Origin of the sequence: Mesobacillus boroniphilus (assembly GCF_018424685.1) — a bacterium.
In the GTDB taxonomy this organism is placed as follows: domain Bacteria; phylum Bacillota; class Bacilli; order Bacillales; family Cytobacillaceae; genus Mesobacillus; species Mesobacillus boroniphilus_A.
In genome coordinates, this window is sequence record NZ_QTKX01000001.1 from 384,320 (window position 1) to 400,400 (window position 16,081).

The 16,081-nt window shown below is 39.9% G+C and carries 20 protein-coding genes; 14 read left to right on the plus strand and 6 right to left on the minus strand.

Annotated features, from left to right (window positions below; genetic code table 11):
• Positions 1-109: 109 nt before the first annotated feature.
• Entirely contained in the window at positions 110-676 is a 567-nt protein-coding gene (locus DYI25_RS01875) for a M15 family metallopeptidase (RefSeq protein WP_213366375.1), read from the plus strand.
• 84 nt (positions 677-760) lie between these two features.
• On the opposite strand, the gene DYI25_RS01880 is transcribed toward DYI25_RS01875, so the two are convergent.
• From DYI25_RS01880 to DYI25_RS01895, 4 genes are all read right to left on the minus strand, one after another.
• Positions 761-1,990, minus strand: coding sequence for an NAD(P)/FAD-dependent oxidoreductase (locus tag DYI25_RS01880; RefSeq protein ID WP_213366377.1), 1,230 nt, complete (start codon positions 1,988-1,990; stop codon positions 761-763).
• 250 nt (positions 1,991-2,240) lie between these two features.
• Positions 2,241-2,660: a pyridoxamine 5'-phosphate oxidase family protein gene (locus DYI25_RS01885; protein ID WP_213366380.1), complete on the minus strand. Its 420-nt coding sequence runs from the start codon at positions 2,658-2,660 to the stop codon at positions 2,241-2,243.
• Between the two features lie 90 nt (positions 2,661-2,750).
• On the minus strand, positions 2,751-2,990 hold the full coding sequence (locus tag DYI25_RS01890) for a hypothetical protein (protein ID WP_213366384.1): 240 nt from the start codon (positions 2,988-2,990) through the stop codon (positions 2,751-2,753).
• Positions 2,991-3,037: 47 nt separating this feature from the next.
• A complete protein-coding gene (locus DYI25_RS01895) occupies positions 3,038-3,166 on the minus strand; it encodes a 3-methyladenine DNA glycosylase (protein WP_213366387.1) in 129 nt (42 codons plus the stop codon).
• A gap of 263 nt (positions 3,167-3,429) precedes the next feature.
• On the opposite strand from DYI25_RS01895, the gene DYI25_RS01900 reads away from it, so the two are divergent.
• The 8 genes from DYI25_RS01900 to DYI25_RS01935 all read left to right on the plus strand — a co-directional run bounded on the left by DYI25_RS01900 (position 3,430) and on the right by DYI25_RS01935 (position 8,837).
• On the plus strand, positions 3,430-4,161 hold the full coding sequence (locus DYI25_RS01900; RefSeq protein WP_213366390.1) for a protein-glutamine gamma-glutamyltransferase: 732 nt from the start codon (positions 3,430-3,432) through the stop codon (positions 4,159-4,161).
• 196 nt (positions 4,162-4,357) lie between these two features.
• Complete coding sequence (locus DYI25_RS01905) at positions 4,358-5,830, plus strand: UDP-N-acetylmuramoyl-L-alanyl-D-glutamate--2,6-diaminopimelate ligase (protein ID WP_213366393.1); 1,473 nt, start codon at positions 4,358-4,360, stop codon at positions 5,828-5,830.
• A gap of 207 nt (positions 5,831-6,037) precedes the next feature.
• Positions 6,038-6,337: a metal-sulfur cluster assembly factor gene (locus tag DYI25_RS01910; RefSeq protein ID WP_213366397.1), complete on the plus strand. Its 300-nt coding sequence runs from the start codon at positions 6,038-6,040 to the stop codon at positions 6,335-6,337.
• 171 nt (positions 6,338-6,508) lie between these two features.
• The gene (locus DYI25_RS01915) at positions 6,509-6,871 is read left to right on the plus strand and encodes a hypothetical protein (protein ID WP_213366400.1); all 363 of its coding nucleotides are present in this window, start codon (positions 6,509-6,511) and stop codon (positions 6,869-6,871) included.
• A 255-nt stretch (positions 6,872-7,126) separates the two neighbouring features.
• A complete protein-coding gene (locus DYI25_RS01920; RefSeq protein WP_023615168.1) occupies positions 7,127-7,225 on the plus strand; it encodes a YjcZ family sporulation protein in 99 nt (32 codons plus the stop codon).
• 36 nt (positions 7,226-7,261) lie between these two features.
• Entirely contained in the window at positions 7,262-7,393 is a 132-nt protein-coding gene (locus DYI25_RS01925) for a YjcZ family sporulation protein (RefSeq protein WP_213366403.1), read from the plus strand.
• A gap of 315 nt (positions 7,394-7,708) precedes the next feature.
• Complete coding sequence (locus tag DYI25_RS01930; protein ID WP_213366406.1) at positions 7,709-8,236, plus strand: RNA polymerase sigma factor; 528 nt, start codon at positions 7,709-7,711, stop codon at positions 8,234-8,236.
• Complete coding sequence (locus tag DYI25_RS01935) at positions 8,220-8,837, plus strand: hypothetical protein (RefSeq protein WP_213366409.1); 618 nt, start codon at positions 8,220-8,222, stop codon at positions 8,835-8,837. The genes DYI25_RS01930 and DYI25_RS01935 overlap by 17 nt, the downstream gene beginning before the upstream one ends.
• A gap of 291 nt (positions 8,838-9,128) precedes the next feature.
• Here the strand turns inward: DYI25_RS01935 and DYI25_RS01940 are convergent, their stop codons facing one another.
• Together DYI25_RS01940 and DYI25_RS01945 are read right to left on the minus strand one after the other, a co-directional pair.
• On the minus strand, positions 9,129-9,365 hold the full coding sequence (locus DYI25_RS01940; protein ID WP_213366411.1) for a hypothetical protein: 237 nt from the start codon (positions 9,363-9,365) through the stop codon (positions 9,129-9,131).
• 175 nt (positions 9,366-9,540) lie between these two features.
• On the minus strand, positions 9,541-10,005 hold the full coding sequence (locus tag DYI25_RS01945; RefSeq protein WP_213366414.1) for a YkvA family protein: 465 nt from the start codon (positions 10,003-10,005) through the stop codon (positions 9,541-9,543).
• Positions 10,006-10,296: 291 nt separating this feature from the next.
• Here DYI25_RS01945 and treP point away from each other — a divergent pair, with 291 nt between their 5' ends.
• The 5 genes from treP (at position 10,297) to DYI25_RS01970 (ending at position 15,970) form a co-directional block, all read left to right on the plus strand.
• Positions 10,297-11,721: a PTS system trehalose-specific EIIBC component gene (treP, locus tag DYI25_RS01950; protein WP_213366417.1), complete on the plus strand. Its 1,425-nt coding sequence runs from the start codon at positions 10,297-10,299 to the stop codon at positions 11,719-11,721.
• 32 nt (positions 11,722-11,753) lie between these two features.
• On the plus strand, positions 11,754-13,439 hold the full coding sequence (gene treC / locus DYI25_RS01955; protein WP_213366420.1) for an alpha,alpha-phosphotrehalase: 1,686 nt from the start codon (positions 11,754-11,756) through the stop codon (positions 13,437-13,439).
• A gap of 332 nt (positions 13,440-13,771) precedes the next feature.
• A complete protein-coding gene (locus DYI25_RS01960) occupies positions 13,772-14,179 on the plus strand; it encodes a YugN family protein (protein ID WP_213366423.1) in 408 nt (135 codons plus the stop codon).
• Positions 14,180-14,340: 161 nt separating this feature from the next.
• Positions 14,341-15,522, plus strand: a complete 1,182-nt coding sequence (locus DYI25_RS01965) for an alanyl-tRNA editing protein (protein WP_213366427.1) — start codon at positions 14,341-14,343, stop codon at positions 15,520-15,522.
• A 235-nt stretch (positions 15,523-15,757) separates the two neighbouring features.
• Positions 15,758-15,970 carry a hypothetical protein gene (locus tag DYI25_RS01970; RefSeq protein ID WP_213366430.1) on the plus strand — a complete coding sequence of 71 codons (213 nt, stop codon included), beginning with the start codon at positions 15,758-15,760 and terminating at the stop codon, positions 15,968-15,970.
• The last annotated feature ends 111 nt before the right edge of the window (positions 15,971-16,081 follow it).

Here is a 16,081-nt window from a genome sequence, read left to right on the forward strand (position 1 = left end):
TACACCTGGCGAAGATCATGTGCCAGGTTTTTTGGGGTTTTCATGAAACCAAGTATGTAGTGAATTCGTTATATATTAGACTAATAGAATAGCTGAAAGGAATTTTAATGTGAAAAATAAGCTTTTTGGGAACGCGTTCATCACTTTTTTGCTGATTTTGGTTGCGCTCCTGCTTTATTATCAATTCCTTACCAAGCCTGAAATTAATGAAAATGTTCCTTTGCCGCAGGACCTTCATCCAGTTGTCAAGAAGAATAAGGATGTGCTGATTCAGAGGGCAGCAGAGAGAGGGATCAGGGTCTTGGTGACTGATGGGTTCCGGAGTTTTGAAGAACAGAATCAGTTATATGAAAAGGGAAGGTCAAAAGAGGGTCAAATAGTCACACACGCTAAAGGCGGGGAGTCTTACCATAATTTTGGTCTGGCAATCGATTTCGCTTTATTGAATAAACAAGGAGAAGCCCTATGGGACACTACTTATGACGGGAATGGCAATGGTAAATCAGATTGGATGGAGATAGTAAGCATTGCTAAGGAGCTTGGATTTACTTGGGGAGGTGACTGGAACCACTTTAAGGATTATCCACACCTGGAAATGCGGTTTGGCCTGACAATCAATGACTTGAAACGTGGAAAGCGTCCACCGGAAGAAGCGCTGACAGCATCACAAAATTAGAAAAAGCATCGGGGCATTTGGGGCTCCGATGCTTTTTAGGGTTGTAATGATATGTCGAAAAGCAACAAGCAAGGAGAAAAGTAATTATTTTTGTTTGGAAATAGCCAACTCTGAATGTGGCTTGCCAACCTTAAGGAATTGCTTGATGACCAGTCCAGGTCCGCCGAGAACGAAAAGGTAACGAGCTTCGATTACCTGCTTCATTAAGGCAGCGAATAAACCGTTGATTTTCAAACCGAAGACTTTTCCCACGGCTGCTTTGTTACCGATGGAAGCAACTGTACCTTTGTGGTGGTATTCGAATGTTTTCAGCTGTTCACCTCTCAAGCTGGCAACTATATTTGGTCCACAAACCTCTGCCTGTTGAATGGCGACCTGTGCAGTCGGAGGGAGTGGGGTTCCTTCATCTTTCATGAACAACGCCGCGTCCCCGATGCAAAAGACATTTTCCATTCCTTTTACCCTCAAAAACTTATCAATCAAGATGCGGCCCTTCGAAATTGGCAAATCCATTTTTTCAAGGAGGGTATTCCCACGGACACCGCCAGACCATATCAATGTCCTTAACTGAAGTTCTTCGCCGTTGTCCAATATGATGGAAGTTGGAGAACATTCAAGTATCTTCGTTGAGGTCATCAGCTCAACGCCATTCTTTTTTAAATAGCTTTCTGTAAAGTGTATGGCCTCCTTGTCAAATCCTGGGAGAACAGTTGCTGAGGCTTCTATATTGATAATTCTTGTCGCCGATACAGGTATATCATATTGGAGGCAAAGCTTTGGCATCGCTTCTATAAGTTCGCCAATCATTTCAATTCCAGTAAAGCCGGCACCGGCTACAGCAAATGTCAATCTTGAAGGGTCAAGATCCTCCTTATAGGCAGCGAACTGCCTGAGTATATGATTGTATATTGCCTTCGTGCTCCTGAAACTTTTAATTTTAAAAGCATTTTCTTCAACTCCAGGAATGCCGAACGTACTCACATCAAAACCAAGACCAATCATCAGGTAGTCATAATCAATAATTTCACCAGACTCAAGGAAAACTTTCTTTGCAGTATTGTCTACGCCTTGTACAGTTCCTTTTTTGAATTGTATTTTATCTGTCTTAAGAAGTTCAGGTATATGTAGGGTGATTTTTTCATCTGAGGCAGTACCCGCACCAGTCTTATGAAGTTGAGTAGATATATAGTGATAATCATGTTTATTGATCAAAGTAACTTCAGCTTCGCCGTTACGTAAAGTTTTTTCAAGCTGACGGCTAGTTATGAGCCCGCCATATCCCGCACCTAAAATAATTATTTTTGGAGTTTGCATTGTTATTCCTTCTTTCTGACTGTTTATTGTGCAATCATTCACATACTTGTGTAAAAAAATAAATAATTCCATTGTAGATTTTATGAAACTTATTGTGAAATATTTCACAAATATTATCTACCAATAGATTACGATATTAATATATTTATATCAATACGTATTTTCGATTTAAATTCAACAAATGTTTGACAAAACATTAAATTAAATTCCGATAGAGAGGAGATGGAATAGTTCCATCTCCTGCTAGTACTTATAGGTTCAATGTTTCTGGCTCGCCGTTATCATTCATCAACCGAATCGTTTCGGGATTTATTTCAAGAATAATGTAATCAGGATCATTAGAACTCTTGATCCATTTCTCCATCTTGTTGTTCCAGAATTTATCCTTAAGGGACTGATCTTCCCGAATTGAAGCTTTTCCCTGTACCTCAATATAGGCATCACCCATTCCCTCTCCTTCATATCCGAGCAGGATATGGACATAAGGATTCCTTTTAATTTCATCCGCCTTATACGTTTCCTTGCTTGTGGGTGTGTAAAATGTCAAATCCTCACTGAAAAAGGTCATGTATCGAGAGTGCGGCTTATTCCCCACTACTGTCGCCAGCGTGCCAACCTTTGATTCACCGAGAACCTGAGTGATTTTTTCTTTTAAGTTTTGATTATCCATATAGATTCCTCCTTTTTTTGTACTTGTTTTTAATATTCTCTTTCTAAGACTTCATAAACCAAAAAAGCCCTGGGATTCCCAGGGCAGTTGTTATAACTCGTTGTCGATATCTACATTGTACTTCTTTTCGCTTGAAGATGAATCCTTTGAGTGATGGCCATCCTTTTCTTCATGTTTTTCCTGGTTAAGGTCCTCCATCGGAATCGGATCCACAGTCAATTCACTTTTAAATTTGTCATGGAGACTTTTCGTCCTCGTTTCATATTGCTCAGGATTGTCCATGTTTTGAGTATTATCAACTGGAATGTTTTTTTTATTTTCTTTTCCCATGATCCTCACCCTCTCCGTATTTTTAAAAAGGTATTTCAACTCATGACTTATTTATCAATATTTGACTCTTCCTGAGGTTTTACCGGATCTCTTTGAGGCTCGATATCCTTGTTGTGTGCCTTTTTTTTCTCCTGTTCAACTGAGCCATCGTTATTATTTTGATTTTTTTCTGGCATGATAAAACCTCCTTATCGCTTTGATAATAATAAAAATACCCCTTTATAGATAATTAAAACAATCATACTATGCCCCTATTTGCTTTATAGGCAAAATAAACTCAAAGGACGAAAGGAGTATATGCAGCCACGCGGAATCCCTGCAGGCTGCCAATGTGCTTGAGCCAATATTATTTCAAAATCCAGTCCAATGTCTTTTCAGCCATTCACCTTCATATAGTTAGAATGTATGTTTAACTAACGGAATATGGAGGGGGAGTGTGATGATTATCATCCGGTTTCCAGATGTGGCAAGCGGCCAGACGCTGCAGAATCTGTCTGGGAAACAGAAGGAAATATATGATCAACTAGACAATAGCCTAACGATGTTCGAGTATGACACAACCTTTCAGCTCCTTTTTGAAATAAAGCTTCGTGAAAATGTCATTGAAGCAGCATTGAGACTTAAAGATTCAGGAGCTGCCTTTACTTCCTTCAAGTATTCGAAGTTCAATCCTATATATTGGACGAAGGTGCCAAGTGGTTATCTTTTGAAGCCGAATGTCATTCCATCTGAGGCCATCACCGATATTTATGAAAATGGGCAGGAGTATGCTTTCGAGTGCTCCACGGCAATGGTTATCATTTTTTACAAAGCTGTTCTGGATTCAATCAGGTTGTCGGATTTCAACTATTTGTTCAGGGGGCTGCTCGTTTGGAATTGGAATTACGACCCAGATTTGGCCATCATCACTTTAGAAGGGAGTGAGTTTATCCCCGGCGATGTGGTCTACTTCATGAACCCGGATTTTGATAAGCCAATCTGGCGAGGAGAAAATGCAGTCGTACTTGGAAATGGATTATATTATGGACATGGCATAGGGATTGGTACAGCTGAGGAAATGATCAATGCACTGAATACGCTTCGAAAAAAAGGCTCAACTACCTCGGCATTCATGCTTCAGCAGCATAGCAGGCTGAATTTTAAATATTTGTCCCAATTTTCTAAGCGATAAAAAAAAATAGTAAAAGGCTGGCTAAATTGCTGGTCTTTTTTTCTATTTCTTTTTACTCATTTTTAAAAAAAGTAAATCTTGTATCATTTACGAGGCATAGTTTTAAAAAATGGGGGAATATAAAAAGAGACATATTATATACATTTCTAATTCCGGACGTGGAATTTATAGGCATGTTAAAAAGGGAGTTTTGGAAATGAGATTAACCAAGGTGCTTGAAGCACTCGGCGGCGGTTTGAAAAAATACATGAATGATGCTGATCCTGAATTGACTGGAATCCAGATGGATTCACGTAAAGTGAAGCCAGGAGATTTATTTGTAGCGATTACTGGCTTCCAGATAGATGGACACATGTTTATTAATGAAGCCATAGACAATGGTGCTTCAGCAGTTATAGGGGAAAATGAACTTGAACTTGCAATCCCTTATATTCAGGTATTCGACAGCAGGCTGGCACTCGGAAGGGCAGCGAGCGCATTTTATCAACACCCGTCGAGGAAGCATACGGTGATTGGCATTACAGGTACAAATGGGAAAACGACCGTTTCATATATACTAAAACACATTCTTGAGCATGCGGGCAGAAGCTGCTCTTTGCTGGGGACTGTGTCTTATATTATAAATAATGAGGTGTACAAGCCTTCCAACACCACTCCGGATGCTTTACAAATACAGGAGTTGGTTTCGAAAAGCAATGACGAGTTTGTTGTGCTGGAGGTGTCATCACATGCCCTGAAGCAATACAGAATTGAAGGGCTTGAGCTGGATTATGGGTTGTTCACGAATTTATCCCATGACCACCTCGATTACCATCCGACCATTGATGATTATTTCGAGGCAAAAACATTGATGTATAATTACATGAAAAAAGAGGGTTCGGCAGTTGTCAGCAGGTTGGGCGAATGGGGAGACAAGCTGACAAGTATATTAAGAGCTAAAGAAATACCGGTCTATTCAATTGGTTATGATGACTTGCATGATTTGAAAATTGAGGACATTAAATTGAATGGAGAAACCAGGTTTGACATCAAAATGGGGGGGATCACTTATTCTTTGACTTTCCCATCACCTGGTCTCCACAATGTCTATAACGCTGCAATGGCCTTTTTGACAGCTGTGAAAATCGGCATCAGTCCTGATTTGATTGCTGAGGCACTAAAAACCTTCCCAGGCGTGCCTGGAAGGTTCGAAATGATCTCCCATCCTGAAGGTGCTACTTTCATTGTCGATTATGCACATACAAAGGATGCGATTGAATACTGCCTGCAAGCAGCACAAGAGCATGAAGCAGTTAATATAAAGCATATATTCGGCTTCCGTGGAGAGCGAGACAAGACAAAAAGAGTGCATATGATCAAAGCGTCGGCCTCAATGAGTGATGAATTCACTTTGACCTTTGATGACCTGAACGGAATATCCGAAGAAGAGATGGCCAATGAATTAAAGGAACTGAATGAACGATATGGCATGAATAAAGGAAAAGTCATTACAGACAGGACCCTGGCAATTAGATATGCATGGGAAAACGCCAGGAGCGGGGAGTGGATCCTCATCACTGGAAAAGGACCAGAGGAGTATCAGTCCATGTATGAACTTCCTACATCATCAGATAAAGAAACATTGTTATATTTACAAAAAATGCAGAACAAGGAAAAGGTTATTGGTTGAATGTAAAGCAGGCTGGATAACAAGCAGCCTGTTTTTTTTCAGGGGAATTAACAATTACCCACCTGTCGTAAACTGACACAAATTATCCTTTTAATAATGACAATAATATGAAATGTGAAGTGCGTCACTCCAACATTTTTCCGGCATCTCTTATGATATAAGTAAGCAAGACAATTGACCTGACTACTGAGGGAGGAGGTACTCAATATGGATAAAAAAGAAATTTATAAAATGCTTGAAGAAGTAGAAGAACCACTGCTTGGAGTCGATATTGTGAACCTTGGCCTCGTATATGAAGTCTGTGTCAAGGATGATAAAGATGTCGAAATCGTTATGACTACGAGGAATGAAGATTGCATGCTTGCTGATTATATTGCCCTCTCTGCCCGTGAACATCTGGCTGGACAGATAAGTAATCTCGAGCATATTGATATTAAAATAGTCTCAGCTCCCAAATGGACAAAAGACCGCATGTCCATGTACGCAAAATATTTACTGGACCTGTAACTACCTATAGAATAAAGGTAAAGACTGTGCCACTGCCGCAGTCTTTTTCTAATGTATAATCGCCCAAACACGAAAAACATCCTTGGAATTTTTCCCATACCCTAATATAATCTTACGTTTAACCGAATTGTCTTTTAGAATAGAGGTTGGGGGAAACTGGAGGCAATTAGAATGGTATATAAAAAAATAGCTGGAATCAGCATGTGGCAGTTGAACAGGACTTTGAAAAAGCTGGCTTTCGCAAGAATGGAATTGGAAAAACAAATGCGGAAGGAATTGATTGTGGTTCTGCTCGAGCCGAAAAAAGAAAAAGTTCTTGCGACTGCGGAAGAGAAAAAAGAATTCGAGCAAGCGGTTCAGAAATTAAGCGGTTTTGAAACATTAAAACTATGTCTGCTGGAAGATTGCAAACCAGTGTATATGGAAAAAGTGAACAATAATGGTGTATCAAGATGGCTGGAAATCCCAGTCAAGCCATTGATTACATATGAATTTCTAAATGAAAACCAAGCAAGTCAGGTAAAAATAGGATAGGCCAAGCTGAGAAGAAGAGGACCAATTATGGTTCTCTTTTTTTTTGTGAGCTTTCCATTTTGTCCAGCACGTTCTTCTTTCTATATAAAGTATAAACTTTTTACACTTAGTTCAGTGTCTAGCTCCAGCGCTTGTAGGGGCTGATCAAGGCGTTTGCGCTATTCAGATTTGGGCTAGTATTTTTTTCGGTGTTTAATTGCACAAATGTCCCGAGCTGAATAGGATATAGGGACACAAAAAAAGGAGGTTGTTACGATGTCTGAAGGATGCGGCTATGGCGGCGGTTTCGCCCTGCTTGTAGTATTGTTCATTCTTTTAATCATAATCGGAGCGTCTTGGGGTTTCGGTTACTAAACTTCAAATAAGAAGACTTCATTAGGAGGTTTTATCATGTACGGATACGGCGGATGCTGTGGATATGGCGGTTACGGTGTAGGGGGAGCTGGATACGGCAGCGGTTTTGTCTTGATCGTTGTGTTGTTTATTCTCTTGATCATCGTCGGCTGCGCATGCTATCGCTAATGACACCATGGATAGAGGCTGTCTCAAAAGGTCATTGTATTGACCATTTGACAGCCTCTTTTTCTGTAACTTTCAAAAACAAGCTCAATGTATACTCGAACTAACCGATCTGACCGTTCGTATATTGGTTATTAGTTTATCCTTAAGATCACTATACTCCGTTATTAATCTCCTGAAGAAACTTCTGGTTAGTCAAATAGGACGATGAAAAAAAAAAGAATTTTTGTTATTTTTAAATAAATTGAAAATATTCCGAAAATAGTGATTCTTTTTTTGTGCTCGTTCGTCTAACTGTCTGTAAAAGGGGGGAGAATTTTGAGCGATCACTACAGCATTCATTTCCAGAAGGTATACGAGGAATACAGTGACAAGGTTTATGGCTATCTCCTGTTATTGACAGGAAAGAAGGAAGTCGCGGAGGATTTAACCCAGGAAACTTTTTTAAGAGTGTACAAGCATATCCATCAGTTCAACGGTGATTCACAAATTTTCACATGGCTAGTAAAAATCGCACGGAATGTTGCAATCGACCACTTAAGAAGAGGAAGGCGGCTGCGTTTTTTTTCATTGGATAAGTATGTCATCGAATCATCTCAGCCATCTCCGGTAGAGATCATTGTAAAAGGTGAGAAGACCTCACTTCTTTATAAAGGAATCAAAACACTGAAGCTAAACTACCAGGAGGTATTGATTTTAAGGAAAATTAAAGAATTTTCGATTAAGGAAACTGCATTGATCCTTGGCTGGAGCGAAAGTAAAGTGAAGATTACCACTTCCCGGGCAATGGCTGCCTTAAAAAAAGAGTTGAAGAGAAGAGGGGAAATAATTGAAGAAATCATTTGAACTAGAAGGTAGCTTCAGGAGACTTAGCCAAATTCCACGTTCTGAAATCCAAAAGCGAAAAACCTATAATTCAATCATCCAGACCGGAAGGCCAGAGAGGCCGATTCGCTACATATTAAGAAATTGGACAGGCAGTCTCCTAACGTTTGTGATGATATTGGTTTGTGCAGCATACCTTTTAACAGTAATCAAAAGTCCTTCCCATGAGGGGCTAGCCGCTCTCAATCCATCAGAGGTATTTGCCGAAAGTGAAATTGTCATTACGTATTTCACTAAATCTGATTCAGCGGACCACTTTAACCTTCACTCGAACTTGACAAGAAAAGGGATTTCCATCATTGATGAACCAAGTTGGCTGGGGATTATGAATAAAACTGTCAACGGCCTAAACAATGTGAAGAATGCACCGGAGATGGAAGGTGCCTATGATCTATTGTTAATCTATGAGGGCAGGAAACCAGATAAATGTAAGTTATGGGTTAACGATAATAATGTATATATCAAAAGATTGAAAGAACAACGGGTATATAAAGTAGAGGCAAGTAAAGCTGCCAAGGTGATCGCCATGATTGAAGATATGGAAAAACAGGTTCAATTTTGAACCTGTTTTTTTGTAACTTTTTATACTATCTTTAAAAAAACTTCAGAAATCATTTAGTCGTTGACGGGTGTGATAAGTATATGTTTGTACGTATTAAACAACTCTTTAAGGGTACGGTCCAGACGCAATGGCATTATCTGATGGGAATGTCAGTCACAGTTTTATTGCCAGCCATTTTTTTCTTCTTTTCTAAAAAACACTTTATTGTAGGCTAGAATATCCAATTGGTTATTAAAGGTTAATAGACACAGAAAAAAGGATGCCGATCTCAGCATCCTTTTTTATTGTTTTTTAATTCATGACTGGACAGGTTGTCAACCACACGCCAGATACGCAGGTTCTATATCCATTATGGTATACATACTTGGTACATTGCCAGCATGTATACCCTTCTGGATTAACCCCGGTTTTATCCTGATAATCCTCGACAGGACTGGCGTTCCTATTTTGATTTTGTGAAGAAGAGGCAATGACAGAACCAGAGAAAACGAGCAATAATACAAAAGTCAACATGAATAGTTTTTGCATGATTCATCCCCCTTTTTTTAAAAGAAATATCGTAATAGCAAACTTTGTAAAAATTTACTATTTATTATAAGTTACGGAATGGCCCATGGAATTAGAATAGGACAAATTGTTTATTACGTAAAAGCCCTCTTTAGTACTAAGAGAAGTGCTCGAGTTTTCCCAACAAAAAAGCCCGTTAAATTTCGGGCTGATTCGGGCTTTGCGTATCTTTTTTGAATGGAGATTCTTCTGTAATCGTATTGCTAGCTCCGTGATTTTCCTTCCAGTTTCGGAATCTTTCCAAGTCAACTGTGATTTGTTTTAAAACAAAACCAATTACGGCCGCATCATCGACGATCCCCAGCCCAATGAGGAAATCTGGAACTAAATCGATGGGGGACACGAAGTAAATAATCGAAGCGATGATGGTAACAATTGATCTTGTTGGGATTTTTCGATATTCTCCCCGGCGCCAGGCACCAACTAATTCAAACAGTAGCTGAAGATTGTCCCAAATATCTCCTAGTGAACCTTTATGATCATCCGCCTTTTTGCTGGCATCCTTCAATAAAATATCAGTTTTCTCAGGTCTTTTTATATACTCTTTTGCCTTGGTTTCAAACTTTTTATAACCTTCTTCGAGTTTCTTTGTGCCTAACATTCCAAACACCCTTCCTGCTAAAATTCCTTATCTCTTATTTTTACCCTTGCACTTCTTTTAACAAAACATCACTAACAACTGGTAAATTTTTATCCTAATAGACAACACTATTCAAAAGCCGGTTTGAAATCAGTGGTTTTGGGAATTTTAAAGGGTGATTAAAAACAGTTGACTAATCATGTATATACAAGTAAAATGAAAACGTACACAACATGTATATACAAGTGTTTCGGGTTGGAAGTTAATCTTTTTTTTATAATGAATGAAAACGGTAACAGGAGGAGAGTAATTATGGATCGACAAGCAGTTGAACAAATTGTTGAAGCTGTTGGAGGTAAAGAAAACATTGCCGCTGCCACCCATTGTGTTACAAGGCTGCGTTTTGCCTTGAAGGATGAAGGTAAAGTTGATAAGGAAAAGCTGGAGAATATTGATCTTGTAAAGGGATCGTTTTCTGCAAACGGCCAATATCAGGTAGTTATTGGACAGGGTCTGGTTGATAAGGTATACGCAGAAATGGTTGCGATTACTGGAATTGGTGAAGCGTCAAAAGAAGAAATCAAGAGTGCTGCAGCGCAAAACTTGAATCCTCTTCAAAGGGCAATCAAGACGCTGGCAGATATCTTTATTCCAATCCTGCCTGCAATTGTTACTGCCGGTTTGCTCATGGGTATCAATAATATCCTGACTGGAAAGGACATCTTCTTTGAAGGACAGGCATTGATTGATGTTTATACTGGCTGGGCAGATTTTGCCAGCATCATTAATTTAATTGCAAATACAGCCTTCGTGTTTCTGCCAGGTTTGATTGGTTGGAGTGCGGTTAATAAATTCGGCGGAAGCCCGCTTCTTGGTATTGTTCTCGGACTCATGCTTGTGCATCCGGATTTACTGAATGCATGGGGCTATGGTGCAGCCCAGCAGGAGGGTGGAATCCCTACTTGGAATTTATTCGGTTTAACAGTTGAAAAAGTTGGCTATCAAGGGCAAGTCTTACCTATATTGATTGCTTCATATGTCCTTGCAAAAATTGAAATTTTCCTGAGGAAGCGCATTCCAGATTCAATTCAATTGTTGACTGTTGCGCCAATTTCTTTGTTAGTAACAGGATTCCTTGCTTTCATCGTCATCGGGCCCATTACGTTTATGATTGGAAATGTAATTACCGATGGTGTGGTCGGGATTTTTGATGCAGCACCAGCAATTGGCGGGTTATTATATGGTGCTATGTATGCTCCACTAGTGATTACAGGTATGCATCATACTTTCCTTGCTGTCGATTTACAATTGATTGGTACAATCGGAGGCACTTTCCTTTGGCCGATGCTTGCGCTGTCAAATATCGCTCAAGGATCAGCTGCATTTGCAATGATGTTTGCAGAGAAGAACAATGAAAAACTAAAAGGTCTTTCTTTAACATCTGCGATTTCAGCATGGCTTGGTATAACTGAACCAGCGATGTTCGGAGTTAACCTACGCTATAAGTATCCATTCATAGCAGCAATCATTGGGTCTGCTATCGGTGGGGTTATTCTTACCCTGCGTGGAGTTATGGCGACATCAATTGGTGTAGGTGGTTTGCCAGGATTTTTATCTATCTATACCGAATATTGGGGAACGTTCTTCATCGGGATGGGAATCGCGCTTGTCGTACCATTCGTACTGACATTCATTATGGCTAAGACAAGAAAGAACAAAGAGTCTAATCGCAACTAGAGAGTAAATCCTGATGGAGGTGGATGTTTTATATGACTGAACCATGGTGGAAAAAGTCGGTTGTCTATCAAATCTATCCAAAGAGTTTTTATGATACAACTGGCAATGGAACAGGCGACCTACCAGGGATTATCGCCAAGCTTGATTATTTGAAAGAGCTGGGAGTGGACGTAATATGGCTAACGCCTGTTTATGATTCACCGCAGCGAGATAATGGGTACGATATTAGAGATTATTATCATATTTATGAAGAGTACGGCACGATGGAAGACTTCGATTGTCTGCTTGAGGAATCACATTCACGCGGTATCAAGATTATCATGGATTTAGTTGTGAACCACTCATCAATTGAGCATGAGTGGTTCCAGGATGCCCTGAAATCAAAGGATAGTCGTTACCGAAACTATTATATTTGGAAAGATCCTAAGGAAGACGGAAGTGCTCCGACTAATTGGGAATCCAAATTCGGCGGGAATGCATGGAAGTATGATGAGGCTACAGGACAATACTACCTTCATTTGTTCGATGTGACCCAGGCCGATTTAAACTGGGAAAATGAACAGCTCCGCAATGATGTATATGAGATGATGCATTATTGGTTCAAGAAAGGTATTGATGGCTTCAGGCTTGATGTCATCAACTTGATTTCAAAGGATCAGGACTTCCCTGATGACGATGGAACTGTACCACCTGGTGACGGTCGCAAGTTTTACACGGATGGGCCTAAAATCCATGAGTATTTGCAGGAGATGAATCGTAAAGTCCTTTCTAAATATGACAGCATGACGGTTGGTGAGATGTCTTCAACTACCATTGAAAACTGCATCAAATACTCGAATCCAGAGCGGGACGAATTAAGCATGACATTTAACTTCCATCATTTAAAGGTCGATTATGAAAATGGTGACAAGTGGACTCTTGCAGATTTTGATTTCCTTGCCCTTAAACGAATATTATCTTTATGGCAGGTTGAAATGCATAAGGGCGGGGGATGGAACGCTTTGTTCTGGTGCAATCATGACCAGCCGAGGGTCGTTTCACGATATGGAAATGATGGTGAGTACCACCGGGAATCGGCGAAAATGCTGGGTACTGCAGTCCACATGATGCAGGGGACACCTTATATTTATCAGGGCGAAGAAATCGGTATGACCAATCCTTATTTTGAAAGAATCGAGGATTATCGCGATGTTGAATCCTTGAATATCTATAAAATCAAAATGGAAGAAGGCATGTCTGAGGAGGAAATCCTGAAGATTCTACAGAGCAAGTCACGTGATAACTCCAGAACGCCTGTCCAGTGGAATGCAGAAAAGCATGCAGGATTTACAAGCGGGACTCCATGGATTAATGTTGCGAGGAATTATCAGACTGTAAATGTTGAAAATGCACTCGCTGATGAAAACTCAGTTTTCTATCATTATAAAAAGCTCATTCAACTGAGGAAACAGTATGACATTATTACCTATGGCGATTACCAGCTAATCCTTGAAGAACATCCTGACTTATTTACATATATTAGGAATGGGCAGGATGAAAAGCTGCTTGTCGTAAATAATTTTTATGGGAAAAACACTGTGTTTGAATTGCCTGAGTCTGTTCAGCTTCAGGACTATAAGGCTGAAATCCTGCTTTCCAATTATGAAGATGCTGCTGCAGATGTATCGAGGATCACTCTGCGCCCTTATGAATCGATTGTCTATCATTTAACTAAATAAATCGTTGGTGGAGGCCAGAGAGCCTCCACTTTTTTTGAAGGATTTGGAAATTGAAGAGATTAAGGGTGATGCCGTAGAGATTATCTTCAAATCCGTAGAGATTAAGAGTGAATTCATAGAGATTAACTGTAATTTCATTGAAATTAACACCAAATTTATAGAGATTAACAAAGGTTACATAGCGATTTAGGTACAAAACGTTCATGATTTCATCGGTTTCGTAGAGATCAACTTGCTCCTTAACTTTTACCAGTGTGCTACTGCATGTTTGATGGCCTTTTCGTGGTGGAAAAAGTAAATATACTAATCCAAAACGAAATGAGGTCTTCAAAATGATTCCGATTCAATCTAATATAGACGGCAAAGAGCTTACTGTAGGTGAATTGAAGCAAAAGCTTGGGCCGCTTGGCTTCAATGTCAACGGTCAGTGGGAATATGACCATGCATATATTGACTACAAGATGAACGATGACCATGGTGACCGCCAGTACGTACGGATTCCATTCAAGTCGACTGGTGGACCATTGGATGATGATGGCACATTCATTCAGATTGGGACGCCATTCCTGCTTGATCATCAATTCCAGACAGATGTTGATGAGGAAGGAAATATCGGAGCATTGACCGGTTCTTTTGACCAATTTAAATCGCCTGCAGACAAGGACGCTCCATTCCCAAAGGGACTAGTGGAAAGAGGTAAGTCACTGATCAATAAGGCAGAGCGTGCATTGACTACATGATGGTAAAGTATTGACAGCTTCCAGTACATAGGAAGCTGTTTTGTTTGGAGCAATTTTTTCAGGGTAATCGATGCAGAACGTTATTTTCCTGACGTCTAGTTACTATGAAAAAAATGATATACTGGTTATCAAAAGTTACGATTCGGAGCGTGAAGATTGCCATGGAATATAAATTATATTATCAGGATGCATACTTAAAAAAATTTTCTGCAGAACTGGTTATTCAAAAGGTAGACGAGTCTGGGAGTATATATGCAATCCTTTCACAGACTGCTTTTTACCCGACAGGTGGGGGGCAGCCATTCGATACTGGATTTTTAAATGGCATTGAAGTAGTTGATGTTGAGGAGGTTGGCGGTGAGATTCGCCATTACATAAAGGAAGAATTGACGGAAGGCACTCGTATCGAAGGGACGATTGACTGGGAACGCCGATTTGACCATATGCAGCAGCACGCTGGACAGCATATTCTTTCCGCTGCGTTCGAGGAGATGTATGGATACAAAACGGTCAGCTTCCATCTTGGGAAAGATACACTGACAATCGATTTGGACACAGATAATCTTTGTGCTGATGAGGCTATAAAGGTGGAGGAGCTTGCTAACCAGGTGATTCTCGAAAACCACCCAATCATCACTAAATGGGTTGATGAAGAGGAATTAAAGCAATACAGGCTCAGGAAAGAGCTATCCGTGTCAAATAACATCAGGCTCGTCATAATACCAGACTTTGACTACAATGGCTGCGGTGGAACGCATCCATACAGCACTGCTGAAGTTGGCTCACTGAAAATCCTGGGATGGGAAAGGCAAAAGAAAATGGTGCGTGTCGAGTTTGTTTGCGGGCAAAGGGTGCTGAATAAGCTTGGCCAAAAGCATGAAGCCATCAAGAAACTCACAGCCCTGCTGAATGCACCAGAACAGGATATGGGTGCAGCAGTAAATAGACTACTTGTCCAAAAGAAAGAACTAGAAAAATCAATTGAAGAGATGAAGGATCAATTATTAAATTTTGAAGCAGCCGAGATTATTGGATCTGGAAAGAACAAAATAGTCACTCGAGTATTTCAGGATAGGAGTATCCAGGAACTTCAAAAGCTTGCCAGGCTGATGGTTTCGAATGCTGAAGATAAGATATTCTTGCTTGCCTCAGAAAATGGGGACAAGCTGCAATTCGTTTTTGCAAAAGGTAAGAATGAAGAAGGCAACTTGAAGGAATGGTCAAAACATGCTCTATCCATCATTGACGGTAAGGGCGGAGGCAACGAAACGCTTGTACAGGGTGGAGGCAGATTGATTTCAGGTGAGGAATTCATCCAGGCGATTTCCGAAATTATCCAGTAATTTGACTGCAAGATTCAAAACAGAGACATCTTTAAGGTAAAAAGTTCTAGTGCTTAAGAGGTGATTTTATCAAAAAAACTGGGGTTTTGATTGTTCTTTTCAAAAAAAATGAAAAAACACCGACTTATAACCTAATTTTTACAGTTTGATTGGTTACAAATGAAAGTTTTACCATTTAAAAATAGGTTTAACTCCCTCATAATGGAATTCAACCAGAGAAATAGGGGGAATCAGAATGTTTGAAGTTGAAAGAGGATCTGTAGAAGAGGCAATCATGATCCTGCAAAATCTCGGTCTTAAAGTGAATGAATACGAGAAGACGAATTCAATGATTCCGGTAGAAAAATATAAAGAGTTATTGGAATTCACAATTGCTGTAGCAAGGAAAACGAATGATATTACTTTAACAATAGATGAAATGATGGATGATATAGAAACGAGAATGTAAATGGATACGGAAAGAGCAGCCAGATGAACTGATGGCTGCTCTTTTTGCTTGGATGGTCAGAAACCAATTTGTCTTGCGCTTGTCGGGGCTGACCAAGGCGCTTACGCTTTT

What these genes read in the sequence shown, in the direction of transcription:
- DYI25_RS01880 (WP_213366377.1), bottom strand. Translation starts at nt 1,990, where the DNA reads ATGCAAACTCCAAAAATAATTATTTTAGGTGCGGGATATGGCGGGCTC.
- DYI25_RS01885 (WP_213366380.1), bottom strand. Translation starts at nt 2,660, where the DNA reads ATGGATAATCAAAACTTAAAAGAAAAAATCACTCAGGTTCTCGGTGAA.
- DYI25_RS01890 (WP_213366384.1), bottom strand. Translation starts at nt 2,990, where the DNA reads ATGGGAAAAGAAAATAAAAAAAACATTCCAGTTGATAATACTCAAAAC.
- DYI25_RS01895 (WP_213366387.1), bottom strand. Translation starts at nt 3,166, where the DNA reads ATGCCAGAAAAAAATCAAAATAATAACGATGGCTCAGTTGAACAGGAG.
- DYI25_RS01900 (WP_213366390.1), top strand. Translation starts at nt 3,430, where the DNA reads ATGATTATCATCCGGTTTCCAGATGTGGCAAGCGGCCAGACGCTGCAG.
- DYI25_RS01905 (WP_213366393.1), top strand. Translation starts at nt 4,358, where the DNA reads ATGAGATTAACCAAGGTGCTTGAAGCACTCGGCGGCGGTTTGAAAAAA.
- DYI25_RS01910 (WP_213366397.1), top strand. Translation starts at nt 6,038, where the DNA reads ATGGATAAAAAAGAAATTTATAAAATGCTTGAAGAAGTAGAAGAACCA.
- DYI25_RS01915 (WP_213366400.1), top strand. Translation starts at nt 6,509, where the DNA reads ATGGTATATAAAAAAATAGCTGGAATCAGCATGTGGCAGTTGAACAGG.
- DYI25_RS01920 (WP_023615168.1), top strand. Translation starts at nt 7,127, where the DNA reads ATGTCTGAAGGATGCGGCTATGGCGGCGGTTTCGCCCTGCTTGTAGTA.
- DYI25_RS01925 (WP_213366403.1), top strand. Translation starts at nt 7,262, where the DNA reads ATGTACGGATACGGCGGATGCTGTGGATATGGCGGTTACGGTGTAGGG.
- DYI25_RS01940 (WP_213366411.1), bottom strand. Translation starts at nt 9,365, where the DNA reads ATGCAAAAACTATTCATGTTGACTTTTGTATTATTGCTCGTTTTCTCT.
- DYI25_RS01945 (WP_213366414.1), bottom strand. Translation starts at nt 10,005, where the DNA reads ATGTTAGGCACAAAGAAACTCGAAGAAGGTTATAAAAAGTTTGAAACC.
- treP (WP_213366417.1), top strand. Translation starts at nt 10,297, where the DNA reads ATGGATCGACAAGCAGTTGAACAAATTGTTGAAGCTGTTGGAGGTAAA.
- treC (WP_213366420.1), top strand. Translation starts at nt 11,754, where the DNA reads ATGACTGAACCATGGTGGAAAAAGTCGGTTGTCTATCAAATCTATCCA.
- DYI25_RS01960 (WP_213366423.1), top strand. Translation starts at nt 13,772, where the DNA reads ATGATTCCGATTCAATCTAATATAGACGGCAAAGAGCTTACTGTAGGT.
- DYI25_RS01965 (WP_213366427.1), top strand. Translation starts at nt 14,341, where the DNA reads ATGGAATATAAATTATATTATCAGGATGCATACTTAAAAAAATTTTCT.
- DYI25_RS01970 (WP_213366430.1), top strand. Translation starts at nt 15,758, where the DNA reads ATGTTTGAAGTTGAAAGAGGATCTGTAGAAGAGGCAATCATGATCCTG.